The organism is Pseudomonas sp. HMSC076A11 (assembly GCF_001810205.1).
Taxonomy (GTDB): domain Bacteria; phylum Pseudomonadota; class Gammaproteobacteria; order Pseudomonadales; family Pseudomonadaceae; genus Pseudomonas; species Pseudomonas aeruginosa.
On the sequence record NZ_KV800293.1, the window covers coordinates 119,011 to 134,129 of the forward strand.

The window sequence follows — 15,119 nt, forward strand, 5'->3', positions numbered from 1 at the left end:
TCACCTGATCCACCGACAGGGTCACCACGTAGCGACCGGCATAGCGACTGGCGCATGCATAGGCGACTTCGTCGAGATACTTCAGGAGGGTGCCGCCATGGACATTGCCGGAGAAATTGGCCATGTCCGGAGTCATCAGCACGGTCATCGACAGTTGGTTGTTTCCGGGTTGCATAGCGCTTTTTCTCTCATCAGGACGGGCGGGGGACACCATAGACGCAAACGAAGACGGCAGCGGCCACAAATTTTCAATCGTCATGATCGAAATCGCGCCGGGTCGTGCAGACATCCGCGGGCTTTTCTAGACTGGCCCTTTTCCACCGGGAATCGCTCCAATGCCTGCCGCCATACGCATCCTTCTCCTGGCCCTGGCCGTGCTTGCCGGCATCGGTGCCGCTGCCATCCAGGCCGAGGATACGCCCTGCGCCACCGCCGCGGAATGCAACACGCGCGGCACCCAGGCTTATCGACAGGGGAGTTATCCACAGGCGCTGGACGCCTTCGCCTGGCAATTGCGCCTGGCCGAGCGCCAGGAGCAGGGCGGAGCCGACTCGGAACAGGCGCTGAACAATCTCGCGCTGACCAGCCTCAAGGCCGGGCAACCGGGACGCGCCCGCGCCTGGATGAACCTGGCGCTGGATCGCGGCTACAGCGGCAAAGCCACGCGCTACAACCTGGAACAGGTTGCCCTGAAAGTCGACTATCCGTCCCTCCAGGGCCTCGCCGGGCACTACCTGCGCTACGCCGGGCAGGCCGAATGGGAAAGCCTGCAGATCGAACCGGTGAAGGGCGGCTACCAGGCGAGCTTCGCCCTGATGCGCATCGGCAATCCGGAGAAACTGATGGAATATGGGCCCGCGGCGGTCGGCGAGCTGTCCGGTCGGCTGGAGGGGCAAGGCGCGCTCTACCGGCTGCGCAGCGAAGGCCTGGGCGCCGGCTGCAGCCTGCTGGTATGGCAGGAAGGCATCGACCTGCGAGTGGTGGAGAGCCTTGGCGGGAACTGCCAGGGTTACGGCGGCATGGGCATCGCCGCCGCCGGTAACTGGGTGAAGATATCCAGTCAGGCCAGGGACGACTGAAACTTTTCCACAGGCCGCTCCAGCGGAGCGACCCGTGGAAAATCCACTCAGCGGCCAGCGGACAGGCCGAAGTCCACCGCCAGGTCGGCACCCGTGATCGCTTCGGCCTGAGGGCCGCAGAGATACCAGACCAGCTCGGCGACTTCTTCCGGGCGGATGAAGCGTGCCGCCTTGCCCTGTGGATAATCCTTCAGCAGCGCGCGCTTGTAGCCATCCGGATTGCCCATCCCATAGCGTTCGGCCTGGTAGTCGAGCATCGGCGTGGCGATATCCGCCGGCGACACGGCGTTGACCCGCACGCCCTGCTCGGCCAGTTCCAGCGCCAGGGTCTTGCTCAGCATGGTCAGCGCCGCCTTGCTCGCGCAATACGCCGCCGAACCCCGGTAGGCCTGGCGTCCGGAGTCGCTGGAGATGTTGACGATGCTGCCCTGGTTTTCCTTCAGGTAGGGAATCGCGGCCTGGCACATGTAGAAGGAGGCCTTGAGGTTGACTCCCAGGACCAGGTCGAAATCCTCCTCGGTGAAGTTTTCCACAGGCCCCTCGCGCCAGACGCCCGCGGCATTCACCAGGGCGTCGAGACGTCCGGTACGGGCGAGAATCTTCGACATCAGGGTATGGCAGTTATCCGCGCTGCGCAGGTCGGCGACCCCGCTGGCGTCCAACGGCACCTGCGCGTTCAGCGCGTGCAGGCCCTCCTTATCCACATCCGTGGCGGCGATGCGCCAATGACTCTGGGCGAAACGCTTGGCGATTGCCCGGCCCAAGCCGCCGGCTGCACCAGTGATAAGAACGACGGGCGTGCTCATCTGCTTTTCCTTACTCCTGTGCCGCGTGGAAAACACCGACGGCCAATCGGCCGCCCGCTTCAATGACTGACCGGCAACGCCGGCAGCCGTTCATTCAGGCCTGGTTGAGATACCAGCGCCAGTCCTGCTCGCCGACCTCGCCCATGAAGGCACGGTATTCGGCCTGCTTGATCGCCAGGTAGATCTTCAGGAAATCCTCGCCGAGCGCCTCGCGCGCCCAGGCCGAGCCCTCCAGCGCGCGCAGCGCGGTCAGCCAGTCGCTCGGCAACGCCTGGGTGGCTTGAGCGTAGCCGTTGCCGGTGATCGGCGCACCGGGGTCGAGTCGCTCGCGAATCCCCAGGCGCACCGCCGCGAGCAACGCCGCCGCCGCCAGGTAGGGATTGGCGTCGGCGCCGCAGATGCGGTGCTCGATGTGCCGGCTGGACGCCGGGCCGCCGGGAACCCGCAGCGACACGGTGCGGTTGTTGATTCCCCAGGTCGGCGCCAGCGGCGCGTAGCTGTTCGCCTGGAAGCGGCGGAACGAGTTGGCGTTCGGACAGAACAGCGCCAAAGACTCCAGCAGGCACGCCTTCATTCCACCGATGGCCTGGCGCAGCAGCGGGGTCCCGGCCGGGTCCTCGCTGGCGAACAGATTGTTGCCAGCGGCGTCGGCCAGGCTGACGTGCAGGTGCAGGCCGCTGCCGGAAAGATCGGCGAACGGCTTGGCCATGAAGCAGGCCTGCAACCCATGGCGATTCGCCACGCCCTTGACCAGGCGCTTGTAGCGCACGCCTTCGTCGATCGCCTGGAGCGTGTCGAAGCGATGCTGCAGGGTAATTTCCACCTGCCCCGGCGCGTACTCCGAAATCGCCGTGCGCGCCGGCAGGCCCTGGGCCTCGCAGGCGGCATACAAGTCATCGAGGAATGGCTGCAACTGCTCCAGCTCGTAGACGCCATAGACCTGGGTCGCCCGCGGCCGCTGGCCATTCATCTGTAACGCCGGCAACGGCCGGCCGTCGCTGTCGCGTTCGCGGTCGAGCAGGTAGAACTCCAGTTCCACCGCCATCACCGGGTGGAAACCCTCCGCCTGCAGACTGTGGATAACCCGCTGCAACACATGCCGGGGATCGCCCGCCGCGGCCGGTAGCCCGAGCTCGGGATGCATGCTTACCTGCACCTGGCCGGTCGGTGACTGCCGCCAGGGTTGCAGGGTCAGGCTGCCGGGCAGCGGGAAGGTCCAGCAATCGGCATCGCCGACGTCCCAGACCAGGCCGGTCTCCTCGACGTCATCGCCATTGATGGTCAGGCCGAGGATGGTGCTCGGCAGCGGCCGCCCGCTTTCGTAGACCGCCAGCAGCTCGTCGCGATGCAGCAGCTTGCCGCGCGGCACGCCGTTGGCGTCGATCAGGAACAGCTCGATGCTGCGCACCTCGGGGTGTGCGGCGAGGAACTCGCGGGCTTCCCGCGGATCGGCGAAATGCATCTCAGGCCTCCCGCGCGCCGGGTATGGCGAGCAGCTCGCCGAGCGCCTCGTCGAGGCTGGAGAGCAGGCGGTCGACATCTTCTTGGCGAGTGTCCGGGCAACACAGGGTCATGTTGTGGAACGGCGTGATGAGGATGCCGCGGTTGATCAGATACAGGTGCAAGGCCATCTGCAGGCTGTCGTGGAACGCCGCCTCGGCGGCCGCGCCGTCGCGTGGGGGTTGCGGGCAGAACTGGAACTCGCTGCGCGCGCCGAGCTCGGTCACCGACCAGGCCAGGCCGTACTTGTGGATAATCCTGCGGAAGCCCTCGGCCAGACGCGCCGCCAGGGGCAGCATGTGGGCGTAGGCGGTATCGGTCATCACCTCTTCCAGGTTGGCGCGCATACAGCGCATCGCCAGGGCGTTGGCCGACAGCGTGGTACCCATGCCGCTGTGGCCGTGGCCTTCGCTCTGCTCGCTGGCACGTGCCCTGGCCAGTTGCATGGCGCTGGCCATCGCCGCGCTGCAACCATACACCGAGCACGGTACGCCGCCGGCGATCGGCTTGCCGAGGGTGATGAAGTCCGGCTCGAGCTTCCAGGCGCGGGTACAGCCGCCAGGACCTGTGGAGATGGTGTGGGTCTCGTCGATGATCAGCAGCGTGCCGTGACGACGGGTCAGCTCGCGCAGCTTCTGGTGGAAGCCGGGTTGCGGCAGGACCATGCCGATGTTGGTCATCGCCGGCTCGCAGAGCACGGCGGCCACGTCTTCGCTGGCCAGCGCCCGCTCCAGGGCCTGGAGGTCGTTGAACGGCACCGCGCGGCTGAACTGGGTGAGGTCGTGGGCCTGGCCGAGCAGGCCGGAGCGATGCACGGTGCGGCCGTCGCGGCAGCGAACCAGGGTGTCGTCGACCGTGCCGTGGTAGCAACCGTCGAATACCAGCACCACCTTGCGACCGGTGATCGCACGCGCCCAGCGCAGGACGAAGCGGTTGGCGTCGGTAGCGGTGGTCGCTACCTGCCAGAACGGCAGGCCGAAGCGCTGCGCCAGCAGCTCGCCTGCGACGATGGCATCCTCCCCCGGAAGCATGGTGGTCAGGCCGTTCGCGCCCTGCTCGGCGAGCGCCCGGGCGATCGGCGCCGGAGAATGGCCGAACATGCTGCCGGTATCGCCCAGGCAGAAGTCCACGTAGGCGTGGCCGTCCACATCATGGAAACGCGCGCCGTGGGCACGCTCCACGAACAGCGGACAGGGTGTTGACCAATCGCTCATCCAGTGCATCGGTACGCCGTCGAACAAGGCGCGCCGGGCTCGCTCGGCGAGCGCGACGGACTGTGGATTCTGCGCAAGGAAACGTTGCTGCTCGCGGGCCATGAAGGTTTCCACGGCGGCTTCGGCGATGCCACTGGCGGTCATTTCGAACACCTCGTTTTTTATTTCGCACAACTTTCATTTGTGATCACAAAAAAGTCAATACAGTATTTGAAAGCACTGATAATCTGTTTTCCATGTCAATTTTGTGATCACAAAAATGAATGACTTTTCGAAGTGGACAGGTCAGGTCGCGCTCATCAGCGGCGCCGGCAGCGAACTCGGCATCGGTTTCGCCATTGCCCGGCGGCTGGCCCGCGAAGGCGTGCGTCTGCTGATCACCGCCAGCAGCGAGCGGATTAGGCAACGAGCGGAGGAACTGAGCGCATGTGGTCACGACGTGCGCGCCGCGAGCGCCGACCTGACCGACGAAGCCCAGGTGCAGGGCCTGCTGGACTGGGCCGAAGCCCAGTGGGGACGGGTCGACATCCTGGTGAACAATGCCGGCATGGCCCAGTTGGACAGCGCGGAGCCCTTCAGCGCAGTGGAAGCGACCTCGCTGCGGGATTGGCAACTGTCCCTGTCGCGCAACCTGACCAGCGCTTTCCTGCTCACCCGCGGCCTGCTGCCGGGCATGCGCGAGCGCGGCTACGGGCGGATCGTCAACGTCGCCTCCACCACCGGAACCCGCGGCAGCAACCCGGGCGAAGCCGCGTATAGCGCGGCCAAGGCCGGTCTGGTCGGCTGGAGCATGGGCCTGGCGCTGGAGGTGGCGAAGAGCGGCATCACGGTGAACAGCGTCGCGCCGGGCTGGATCGCCACCGGCTCGAGCACCGCCGAAGAACGCCAGGCCGCCCTGGCCAGCCCCAGCGGACGTGCCGGCCGGCCCGAAGAGGTGGCCGCCGCGGTGGCCTTCCTCGCCTCGCCCGAAGCCAGCTTCGTCAACGGCGAACTGCTGGTGGTGGATGGCGGCAACTGCCTGATCGAAAACAAACGGAGCTGAACATGCGCAACTGCAGCCTGACACTTTCCCAGCTTCCGGCGCCACCGGCGACCCGGAGCTGACCATGGCCGAGAATCTCCAGGAACAACTCTACCAACGACTGCGGGAAGACTTGCTGGCCGGACGTTTCCAGCCCGGCGAGCGACTGAAGATCCGCGACCTGGCGAACCAGTGGGGCACCAGCCCGATGCCGGTTCGCGCCGCCCTGCAACGGCTGGTGGCGGAAGGGGCGCTGGAGGGCGAGGCACAACGCTCGCTCAGGGTGCCGCTGATGACCCGCGAGCGTTTCCTGCAGATCCTCCAGGTGCGCCTGTCCCTCGAAGGGCTGGCGGCCGAAAGCGCCAGCGGCCGGCTGGACGAGCAGGCACTGGAAGGACTCGAAGGTTGTCTGCGGCGAATGGAGGACGCCTTGCGCCGACGCGAGGTACAGGCCTACCTGGAAGCCAATAGCGAATTCCACCTGACGCTCTACCGCGCCTGCGGCAACCCGGTGCTGCTGCGTCTCATCGAGACGCTCTGGCTACAGGTCGGGCCGTTCTTCAACCGGCTGTTCACCGAGGCCGACCTCTCCCTACGTCTGAACGATTTCCACGAGGACGCCCTGGACGCGCTACGCCGCGGCGACGGCCCGGCCGCGCGCGCGGCGATCGAACAGGACCTGGCCTACTTCGGCCAGTACCTGCTGAACCTCCTGGAGCTGGAGGCCCGGCCACGAAAGCGACACCGTTCCGGCGAGCACGCCTGACGGGAGATAAGCGCCGCTACTGCGGGCGAATGGTGCGCACATTGTCCTTCTTGATCAGGATGGTGTCGCCATTCAGCTGTTCGAACTCGTAGTAGTCATTGTATTTGTCGTAATCCGACTGATCCTTGACCAGGACCTCGCTGCCATCTTGCAAAGTGACCACCGCCTGGTTGGCGCAACCCGCCAGGCTGGTCAGCAGCAATGCAGCGAACAGAGCTTTGAACTTCATAGAATCTCCACACGGGGCAGCGCACTTGCCTACATCCGGAGCGACAAGTGCGGAATTGCCCTTGTGACCGTCGCAATCGAGGGAAATTCCTTAGCGCAGCGGCGCTTTGTCGGAGACGAAGCGCCGACGGCGACGCGCAGGGCCTCCAGGCAGCCTCGCGCGACGTCGGGAAGTCAGCGGCAAAGGCGCGTTGCAGAGCCTTTGCGGCGGTTCAGGCTCAGCTCTCCAGCCAGACGTCGCGAGCCCAGACCCACACCGAATCCCAGCTTTCATCGGTGAGGTCGCCATCGGCCCAGAGCACCACCTCGCCGTCCTCCGCCACGCAGTAGTAGCTGCCGTCGTCCTCGCAAAGCGGGATCAGCTCGCGCGGAACGCCCAGGTCCCAGGCAGTGGCCGCCACTTCGGGCAGGTAGGTGTGCGAGTGCGGATCGGTCACGGTCACCGGCTCCAGGCGGCCGTAGACCACATCGCTGACCAGCAGGAGGAATTCGCGGAACTCGGCGGGAATGCCGATCAGCAGCTCTTCCTCGATTTCCACCAGCAGTTCTTCTTCCGGCAGTTCCAGGGGCACCGGAACCGGTTCGTTGAGTTCACGCAGTTTTTCGATGACGTCTTCCACGACAGGCTCTCTCGCAACGGGTGGCGCGCTTTTTATACAGTAGCCGCACCGAGCGCAAGACAAGTGTCGCGGCTGGCCTTCGGCCATGGCGCCGGACGAATGGTCGGTCAACCCGCCAACGGAGATGAAAAAACCCCCGTTCCCTGGCGGAAGCGGGGGTTTCGGCGGCCCCCGAAGGGACCGCAACCACTCGGGATCAGTTCTGCCGGATACCGGCCACCAGCCATGGCTGGTTCTCGCCCTGGGCGCGCTCCATCCGCCAGCTTTCGCTGAAGGCTTCGCCCTGGTCGAAGCGCGAGGTCTTCGACACACCGCTGAAGGTCAGGGTGGCGATGGTCTTGTCGGCCTGGTCGTCGACGCCGTCCAGTTGCACGACCAGGTTGTCGATGTAGGTGGACTGGTAGGCGTCGCCGATCTCGGCGCGCTCCTGCTTCAGCCATTGCAACATCTGCGGGGTGACGAACTCGGCGATCTTGTCCATCTCGTTGGCATCCCAATGCTGCTGCAGGGACATGAAGTGTTCGCGAGCGGCACCGACGAAGCGCTCCTCGTTGAACCAGCTCGGCGCGTTGATCACCGGGCTCGGCGCAGCGGCAGCAGCGGCGGCGCCACCGAAGATCGGCGCCTGGGCCGGCATTTCGCGCTGCATCGGCGCGTGCCCGGCCATCGCAGGCTGGCCCTGGTTCTGCTGGCGCCGGCGAGCGGCGATGAAGCGGAAGGCGATGAAGGCCACCAGGGCGATCAACAGGATGTCGAGCATCTGGATGCCCTCGAAGCCGTCGCCCATGAACATGGAAGCGAGCAGGCCGCCCGCGGCGATACCGGCCAGCGGGCCGAGCCAGCGCGAAGCACCGCTGGCGGCAGCGGCGGGACGAGCGGCGTTGGGGGCGGCAGCAGTGGCGTTCGGCGCAGTGGCCGGCTGCGCCTGGCGGGTCTGGTGGCTGGGTGCCGAGCCGAGGCTCTTGCCGCCGCCGAAGCGCTTGGCATTGGCATCCAGGCTGACGGTCAGCGCCAGGCAGAAGGCGAGGGCGATGCTGAGAACACGCTGCATTGTAGTCTTTCTCTCTTGGGGGAATCGACGCGCGCCATGTTGCGGCGGTACGGGCGACAGGACCAGCCGGATTTTGTTTCGGGCTATTGCTCCCCGGCCGCCGTTTTTTCGCCCGCCGCGTCTGGCTCGCGGGTCGGCGCCAGGGTACACCTTCGTTGCCGGGGACGACAGGCATGCACGCGGATCGGCGCGCGAAGATCCGCCCGGCGACCCGGGAAGCACAACGCAGAGCCTCGCCGAAACGTCTGTTACAGTTTTTTTCAGCCCACCGATCAAGCACTTGCGGATGCTAGTCTGCGGGTCTGCGAGGCCGCCCGGTCGCCGCGTCTGCCGACCCATTCCCCGAGCGAGGACCGCCGCCATGCATGCCGTCGATTTCATCCAGGACCTCGCCGTGATCATGCTGGTGGCGGGTGTGGTCACTATCCTCTTCCACCGCCTGCGCCAACCGGTGGTCCTCGGCTACATCGTCGCCGGCTTCATCATCGGCCCGCACACCCCGCCCTTCGGACTGATCCACGACGAAGACACGATCAAGACCCTGGCCGAACTCGGGGTGATCTTCCTGATGTTCTGCCTCGGCCTGGAGTTCAGCCTGCGCAAGCTCTTCCAGGTCGGCGCCACGGCGTTCATCGCGGCGTTCCTGGAAATCGTCCTGATGATCTGGATCGGCTTCGAGATCGGTCGCTTCTTCGAATGGAGCACCATGGACTCGCTGTTCCTCGGTGCGATCCTGGCGATCTCCTCCACCACCATCATCGTCAAGGCGCTCGGCGACCTGAAGATGAAGAACGAGCGCTTCGCCCAACTGATCTTCGGCGTGCTGATCGTCGAGGACATCCTCGGCATCGGCATCATCGCCCTGCTGTCGGGAATCGCCGTGAGCGGTTCGGTGGAAACCGGCGAGGTGTTCTCCACGGTCGGCAAGCTCAGCCTGTTCATGATCGTCGCGCTGGTCGTCGGCATCCTCCTGGTGCCACGTCTGCTGGCCTACGTGGCGAAGTTCGAGAGCAACGAGATGCTGCTGGTCACCGTGCTCGGCCTGTGCTTCGGCTTCTGCCTGCTGGTGGTGAAGCTGGAATACAGCATGGTGCTCGGCGCCTTCCTGATCGGCGCGATCATGGCCGAGTCGCGCCAGTTGGTGCAGATCGAACGATTGATCGAGCCGGTCCGTGACATGTTCAGTGCGATCTTCTTCGTCGCCATCGGCCTGCTGATCGACCCGAAGATCCTCGTCGAGTACGCCTGGCCGATCGCCCTGATCACCGTCGCGGTAGTGCTCGGCAAGATGTTCTCCTGCGGCATGGGTGCGTTCATCGCCGGCAACGACGGACGCACCTCGCTGCGGGTCGGCATGGGCCTGTCGCAGATCGGCGAGTTCTCCTTCATCATCGCCGCCCTGGGCATGACTCTGAAAGTCACCAGCGACTTCCTCTACCCGGTGGCGGTAGCGGTCTCGGCCATCACCACCCTGCTCACCCCGTACCTGATCCGCGCCGCCGACCCGCTCTCGCAGCACCTGGCCAACGCCATGCCGCAGCGCATGGCGAGGATCTTCGGCCACTACGGCGACTGGCTGCGCAGCATCCAGCCGCAGGGCGACCGTGCGGTGCTGGCGGCGATGATCCGGCGCATCTTGCTGCAGGTCGGGGTGAACCTGGCGCTGGTGATCGCGATCTTCCTCGCCGGCGGTTATTTCGCCGATACGCTTTCCGCCTGGATGAGCCAGTGGGTCGCCTACGACGGGCTACACAAGGCATTGATCTGGGGCGGCGCGCTGCTGGTCTCGCTGGCCTTCCTGATCGCCGCGTACCGCAAGCTCAAGGCCCTGTCGATGCTGCTGGCCGAACTCGGGGTCAAGCCGGAGAAAGCCGGACGCCATACGGCGCGGGTACGTCGGGTGATCTCCGAGATCATCCCGCTGCTGTCGCTGGCCGGCATGATGGTGCTGCTGGCGGCGCTCAGCTCGAGCATCCTGCCGCCGGGCGAGTTGCTGGTCGTAGTGGTGCTGGTCGCCGGCCTGGTGATCGCAGTGCTCTGGCGCTGGCTGATCCGCGTGCATTCGCGGATGCAGATCGCGCTGATGGAAACCCTCGACCAGGAAAAGGGCAGCCACTGAGAGCCAAGCGATCCCGGCCTGCCGTCGAATCGGCGGATAACCACGCTGCGGTTATTCGCCCTCGCCTGCACCTGGTGTCGCTATCGGACCCTTTGTCCTGAAGGATCGGCGGATTTCCGCTTATCCACACTCCCGGTCGGCGGACTCCCGCTCGGCCAAGACCACCCCGCTCCTCTTCCAACCCAGTCCCCACGCGGCTTTCCCGCGTTGGCACGGCACCTGCTATCGAGCCATCCAATACGTCGCCCTCGCGATGTGCTGGTGTGCTGCGCCCTGATCAGCACATCCAAGACAACAACGAAAAGAGGAAACACGATGGAAAGCGCCAACGCCATTTCCGCGTCTGCCCAGCCCCGCACCACTTCGCAACGCATCAAGTCGATCTTCAGCGGTTCCGTCGGCAACCTGGTCGAGTGGTACGACTGGTACGTCTACGCCGCCTTCTCGCTGTACTTCGCCAAGGCATTCTTCCCCCAGGGCGACATGACCGCCCAACTGCTGAACACCGCAGCTATCTTCGCCGTGGGCTTCCTGATGCGCCCGATCGGTGGCTGGCTGATGGGTATCTATGCCGACCGCAAGGGCCGCAAGGCGGCGTTGCTGGCCTCGGTGCTGCTGATGTGCTTTGGCTCGCTGATCATCGCCCTGACCCCCAGCTATGAAACCATCGGCGTCGCCGCGCCGATCCTGCTGGTGGTCGCGCGCCTGCTCCAGGGCCTGTCGGTCGGCGGCGAATACGGCACCTCCGCCACCTACCTGAGCGAGATGGCGAACAAGGAACAGCGCGGGTTCTTCTCCAGCTTCCAGTACGTGACCCTGATTTCCGGCCAGCTCATCGCCCTGGCGGTGCTGATCGTCCTGCAACAGACCCTGACCGTAGAACAACTGGAAAGCTGGGGCTGGCGCGTCCCCTTCTTCATCGGCGCGCTGTGCGCAGTGGTGGCGATGTTCCTGCGTCGCGGCATGGAAGAGACCGAGTCCTTCTCGAAGAAGAAGGAAGAACCGAAGGAAAGCCTGCTGCGCACCCTGCTGCGCCACCCGAAGGAAGTGCTGACCGTGGTCGGCCTGACCATGGGCGGCACCCTGGCCTTCTACACCTACACCACCTACATGCAGAAGTACCTGGTGAACACGGTAGGCATGAGCAAGACCGATTCGACCATGATCTCGGCTGCCACCCTGTTCCTCTTCATGCTGCTGCAGCCCATCGTCGGCGCCCTCTCCGACAAGATCGGCCGGCGGCCGATCCTGATCGCCTTCGGCGTACTCGGCACCGTCTTCACCTACCCGATCCTCAGCACACTGCACAGCGTCGACAGCTGGTGGGGAGCGTTCTTCCTGATCATGGCGGCGCTGGTGATCGTCAGCGGCTACACCTCGATCAATGCGGTGGTGAAGGCCGAACTGTTCCCCACCGAGATCCGCGCCCTGGGCGTCGGCCTGCCGTATGCCCTGACCGTGTCGATCTTCGGCGGCACCGCCGAATACGTTGCCTTGTGGTTCAAGAGCGTCGGCCTGGAGAGCGGCTTCTACTGGTACGTCACCGCCTGTATCGCCTGCTCGCTGCTGGTCTATGTGTTCATGAAGGACACCCAGAAGCACTCGAAGATCACGACCGATTGATTGAGCCTCGTGCTCATGGCCCCGACACACTCCGGGCCTTTTTATCCACAGGACGGCGACCTTCGGGTCGCCGTCCTGCTTTTTGGCCCGGCAACCGATTCCCCCACACCCGCCGACTGTTGGTCTACGGCACGGCATCCCGACCGGAGCCCTAGGGCGCGCAACGCCGGCGGCGTAATCATCCGGTGTCCCTGCGTTCCACGGCGGATAACCGCAAGCGGTTATTCGCCCTGCGGCTCGTCATTCCGGCGGGGCTGGAACCTTGGCGCGCAAACGCCGATCTCCTCGCGTTCCCACGGTGGAACAGCGCAAGGGGCCTGCCGTCCCCAGGCAGCGAAGCCCCGTCTGCGAGACCTACCGGGAATAAAAAAACCGCGCTCGAAGGCGCGGCTCTTTTCGTTGTCAGAGAACCGCCTCAGCGGCGCTTCTCGATCTTGAAGAAAAACATCTTGGTCGCCTGGCGGGCGACGATCTTGCCACCACTGACACGCGGCTCGAAACGCCACTTGGCCATGGCCTGGCGCACTTCGCGGTCGAACATGCGCGACGGCACCGACTCCAGCACCTGGATGTCGTCAATGCGGCCATCGCTGGTGATGGTGAACAGCACCTTCACCCGGCCTTCGATACCCCGGGCCTGGGCCATCCGGGGATAGACCGGAGGATCCATGCGCAACGGCTTGATGTCACTGTCGTTGAGGCTGCCGCTGGGCAGGCCGGCCGGACCTTGCGAGCCGCTGGGCGCGGTCTGCGCGCCGGGCGTGCTCTGCCCGACGGTAGGCGCGGGCGGCGGCGCGGCGCTGGACGGGCTGGGCTGGCTGGATGCCTCCGTGCTCGGCTCGGGTTCCGGCTTGGGTTTGGGTTCCGGCTTCGGCTTGGCCTTGGGAATGGCGTTTTCCACCGGTTTGGGCTTGGGTTTCGGCTTGGGCTTGGGTTTTTCCACCGGCTTCGGCTTCGGCGGCTCCGGCTTGGGTTCCTCGATCTTCGGCGGCGTCGGTTCCGGCGCGGCAGCCGGCGGCTGCGGGGTCGGCTCGGCCTTCTTCTCGAGCTGGACGAAATTCACCTGCATGGTCTTCGGCAGTTCGCCGTGGCCAAGGTTGAGTTCGGCCGGGGTCGGCATCACCCACACCAGCGCACCGATGATCGCCACATGCATCGCCACCGCCGCGCCGGAGGACAGCCACCAGCGCGACTTGGGCGGCTCGCCGGGGACGTCTTCGGGATCGCTGCCATGGGCGTAGGGGATCAGCACTTCCTCGACCGCCACTTCCTCGTCGCGGCGCGCGCCGGAGCAGTCCACCACGCGCAGGTTGGGTTCTCCGCGCTGGGCATTCACGCATGGCAGGGACTCGCTTTCGTCTCCCTGGGCGGGAGCGGTGGGGTGGTCTTCGGCGAGCGCGGCCAGCGAAAAACGGTCAGGCGACCGTGAAGGCTGTGGCGACATGAGGGCGACCTGCGGAGAAGTGAAAGGTAAGGAAGTAGAGTCTTCTGATAATTATTATCATTCAGTCGCGTCCTCAGGGCAACCTTGGCGGATCATTCCGCGACCATCCGACACGCCAGGAACGCCTCTTCGAGCGCCTCTTCATCCGCGCCTGCGGCGAGGATCAGTTCCAGCCGATTATCCCGCCGCCACGAGGACTTGCCCCAGTTATCCACAAACGGCGCGGCATTCGCTGCATACCAACCGTCCGCGCAATGCAGCACCGCCTTGGCCCGCCGCAGTCCGGACAAACGGCTCAGCCAGGCGTCCACTGCGACCCGATCGAAACGCACCGACGGCGCCAGCCGCCAGCCGATGGCCAACTGGCCGTCCTGCTCGCGCACGGCGCGCAGCGGTCGCTCGGCGGGCAGCACCGTTCCCAACTGAGCAGGCGCGTCCGGCAGGGCCGCCCAGGTCGTCGCGCTACCTTCCCCGGCAACGCTGGTCGGCAGATCGCGCAATGCCAGGTGGCCGCGCACGCTCCAGCGCAACGGCAGGACCGGCAGGCGCGCGCGCACGGCGCAGCGCTGCGTCGCGTCGAGCGCTTCGGATTTGTTCAGCAGCAACATGCCGGCCGCTTCCAGCGCCTGTTCCTGTGCCTCCGGCAGCGGTTGGCCGGAGGCCAGCGCGGCGGCATCCAGCACCACTACCAGGGGTTGCAGGGCCAGGACGCCGGACCAGGGAGGAGCCTGCAGCTGTTTCCACAGCGCCAGCGGATGTCCCAACCCGGAGGGTTCGATGAACAGCCGGTCCGGCCGTGCCCGACGCAACAAGCGACCGAGCCCCACCTGGAACGGCACGCCATTGACGCAGCAGAGGCACCCGCCCGCCACCTCGCCGATGGCCACGCCGTCGACGTCCGTGGCCAGCAGCGCGGCATCCAGGCCGATCTCGCCGAACTCGTTGACCAGCACCGCCCAGCGCTCGCCCGCCGGCTTCTGCGCCAGCAGCGAGCGGATCAGGCTGGTCTTGCCGGCCCCCAGGGGGCCGCCGATCAGGTGTGTGGGTATCTCTCGAAGCATCTGCGCAACCGGAATGTGAAAGCCTGTGGATCAATGCGGTCCTTGCCTGCGGGGAGCCAGGCCCCGTGCTAGAGTCGCGCCCGTCTGCAATGGAGTCCTCGCATGCGTCCGTTCCTGTTCTTCCTGTCCTGCCTGCCGGGCCTGGCCCTGGCCGAAGCCTGCATCGTCCATAGCCAGGCGAAGAATCTCGATGTGAAGGTCTGCCAGCAGAACCGCAGCATCCCGGCCAAGCTGTTCCGCGAAGGCTTCTGCCAGCCACAACTGCAGGGCCAGAAGGTCGAGGTGGCGTTCGCCGAGGAGTGTCCGACGGGCGCCTTCGGTGTCTGCCGCGACGCCAGGGTACCCAATGCGCCCTATCGGCAGGACATCTTCTACTACGGCATCGCGACCGACGCACGCTACCTGGAGCCGTTCTGCGCCAGCCAGAGCCAAGGCCGCTGGGAAGAGCCTAGCGCCGCGAAAAAGCCCTGAGCGCGTCATCAGCCTGTCACAGCGTCCGGGCTAAATGGGAGTCGGGTACCTCAGCACCCTTCGTCCCCATCCCCAAGGTAGGACGACTTTTTGGTGATAGGCCATCTGCGGATGGC

15 protein-coding genes are annotated in these 15,119 nt (G+C 65.7%); 6 read left to right on the forward strand and 9 right to left on the reverse strand.

The features are described 5' to 3' along the window. On the reverse strand, window positions 1–175 hold a 175-nt coding region (locus HMPREF2716_RS11460; RefSeq protein WP_049262500.1), incomplete at its 3' end, for an acyl-CoA thioesterase. A gap of 160 nt (window positions 176–335) precedes the next feature. Between HMPREF2716_RS11460 and HMPREF2716_RS11465 the strand changes: the two genes are divergently transcribed. After that, window positions 336–1,079, forward strand: a complete 744-nt coding sequence (locus tag HMPREF2716_RS11465) for a hypothetical protein (RefSeq protein WP_003118448.1) — start codon at window positions 336–338, stop codon at window positions 1,077–1,079. Between the two features lie 47 nt (window positions 1,080–1,126). Here the strand turns inward: HMPREF2716_RS11465 and HMPREF2716_RS11470 are convergent, their stop codons facing one another. From HMPREF2716_RS11470 to HMPREF2716_RS11480, 3 genes are all read right to left on the reverse strand, one after another. Beyond that, complete coding sequence (locus tag HMPREF2716_RS11470; RefSeq protein ID WP_003097046.1) at window positions 1,127–1,885, reverse strand: SDR family NAD(P)-dependent oxidoreductase; 759 nt, start codon at window positions 1,883–1,885, stop codon at window positions 1,127–1,129. 94 nt (window positions 1,886–1,979) lie between these two features. Continuing rightward, window positions 1,980–3,347 (reverse strand): glutamine synthetase family protein, encoded by a 1,368-nt coding sequence (locus HMPREF2716_RS11475; protein ID WP_003114138.1) that lies wholly within the window; start codon window positions 3,345–3,347, stop codon window positions 1,980–1,982. Window position 3,348: 1 nt separating this feature from the next. Beyond that, window positions 3,349–4,743, reverse strand: coding sequence for an aspartate aminotransferase family protein (locus HMPREF2716_RS11480; RefSeq protein WP_023089776.1), 1,395 nt, complete (start codon window positions 4,741–4,743; stop codon window positions 3,349–3,351). A 115-nt stretch (window positions 4,744–4,858) separates the two neighbouring features. Here HMPREF2716_RS11480 and HMPREF2716_RS11485 point away from each other — a divergent pair, with 115 nt between their 5' ends. After that, window positions 4,859–5,641, forward strand: a complete 783-nt coding sequence (locus HMPREF2716_RS11485; protein ID WP_003118447.1) for an SDR family NAD(P)-dependent oxidoreductase — start codon at window positions 4,859–4,861, stop codon at window positions 5,639–5,641. A 64-nt stretch (window positions 5,642–5,705) separates the two neighbouring features. Beyond that, window positions 5,706–6,386 (forward strand): GntR family transcriptional regulator, encoded by a 681-nt coding sequence (locus HMPREF2716_RS11490; RefSeq protein WP_043494701.1) that lies wholly within the window; start codon window positions 5,706–5,708, stop codon window positions 6,384–6,386. A gap of 16 nt (window positions 6,387–6,402) precedes the next feature. On the opposite strand, the gene HMPREF2716_RS11495 is transcribed toward HMPREF2716_RS11490, so the two are convergent. The 3 genes from HMPREF2716_RS11495 to HMPREF2716_RS11505 all read right to left on the reverse strand — a co-directional run bounded on the left by HMPREF2716_RS11495 (window position 6,403) and on the right by HMPREF2716_RS11505 (window position 8,285). Then, window positions 6,403–6,615 carry a YgdI/YgdR family lipoprotein gene (locus HMPREF2716_RS11495; RefSeq protein ID WP_003097061.1) on the reverse strand — a complete coding sequence of 71 codons (213 nt, stop codon included), beginning with the start codon at window positions 6,613–6,615 and terminating at the stop codon, window positions 6,403–6,405. A 217-nt stretch (window positions 6,616–6,832) separates the two neighbouring features. Then, the gene (locus HMPREF2716_RS11500) at window positions 6,833–7,234 is read right to left on the reverse strand and encodes an SMI1/KNR4 family protein (protein WP_003099687.1); all 402 of its coding nucleotides are present in this window, start codon (window positions 7,232–7,234) and stop codon (window positions 6,833–6,835) included. A gap of 196 nt (window positions 7,235–7,430) precedes the next feature. Further along, complete coding sequence (locus HMPREF2716_RS11505; protein WP_003099685.1) at window positions 7,431–8,285, reverse strand: Tim44 domain-containing protein; 855 nt, start codon at window positions 8,283–8,285, stop codon at window positions 7,431–7,433. Window positions 8,286–8,646: 361 nt separating this feature from the next. Here HMPREF2716_RS11505 and HMPREF2716_RS11510 point away from each other — a divergent pair, with 361 nt between their 5' ends. Together HMPREF2716_RS11510 and HMPREF2716_RS11515 are read left to right on the forward strand one after the other, a co-directional pair. Next, window positions 8,647–10,404: a cation:proton antiporter gene (locus tag HMPREF2716_RS11510; RefSeq protein ID WP_003099684.1), complete on the forward strand. Its 1,758-nt coding sequence runs from the start codon at window positions 8,647–8,649 to the stop codon at window positions 10,402–10,404. Between the two features lie 315 nt (window positions 10,405–10,719). Continuing rightward, the gene (locus tag HMPREF2716_RS11515; protein WP_003097074.1) at window positions 10,720–12,027 is read left to right on the forward strand and encodes an MFS transporter; all 1,308 of its coding nucleotides are present in this window, start codon (window positions 10,720–10,722) and stop codon (window positions 12,025–12,027) included. A gap of 415 nt (window positions 12,028–12,442) precedes the next feature. On the opposite strand, the gene tonB1 is transcribed toward HMPREF2716_RS11515, so the two are convergent. Together tonB1 and HMPREF2716_RS11525 are read right to left on the reverse strand one after the other, a co-directional pair. Next, window positions 12,443–13,471 (reverse strand): energy transducer TonB1, encoded by a 1,029-nt coding sequence (gene tonB1, locus HMPREF2716_RS11520; protein ID WP_010895710.1) that lies wholly within the window; start codon window positions 13,469–13,471, stop codon window positions 12,443–12,445. A gap of 92 nt (window positions 13,472–13,563) precedes the next feature. Next, window positions 13,564–14,532, reverse strand: a complete 969-nt coding sequence (locus HMPREF2716_RS11525) for a CobW family GTP-binding protein (protein ID WP_003122315.1) — start codon at window positions 14,530–14,532, stop codon at window positions 13,564–13,566. Window positions 14,533–14,634: 102 nt separating this feature from the next. Here HMPREF2716_RS11525 and HMPREF2716_RS11530 point away from each other — a divergent pair, with 102 nt between their 5' ends. After that, entirely contained in the window at window positions 14,635–15,003 is a 369-nt protein-coding gene (locus tag HMPREF2716_RS11530; RefSeq protein WP_003097081.1) for a hypothetical protein, read from the forward strand. Window positions 15,004–15,119: the final 116 nt, after the last annotated feature.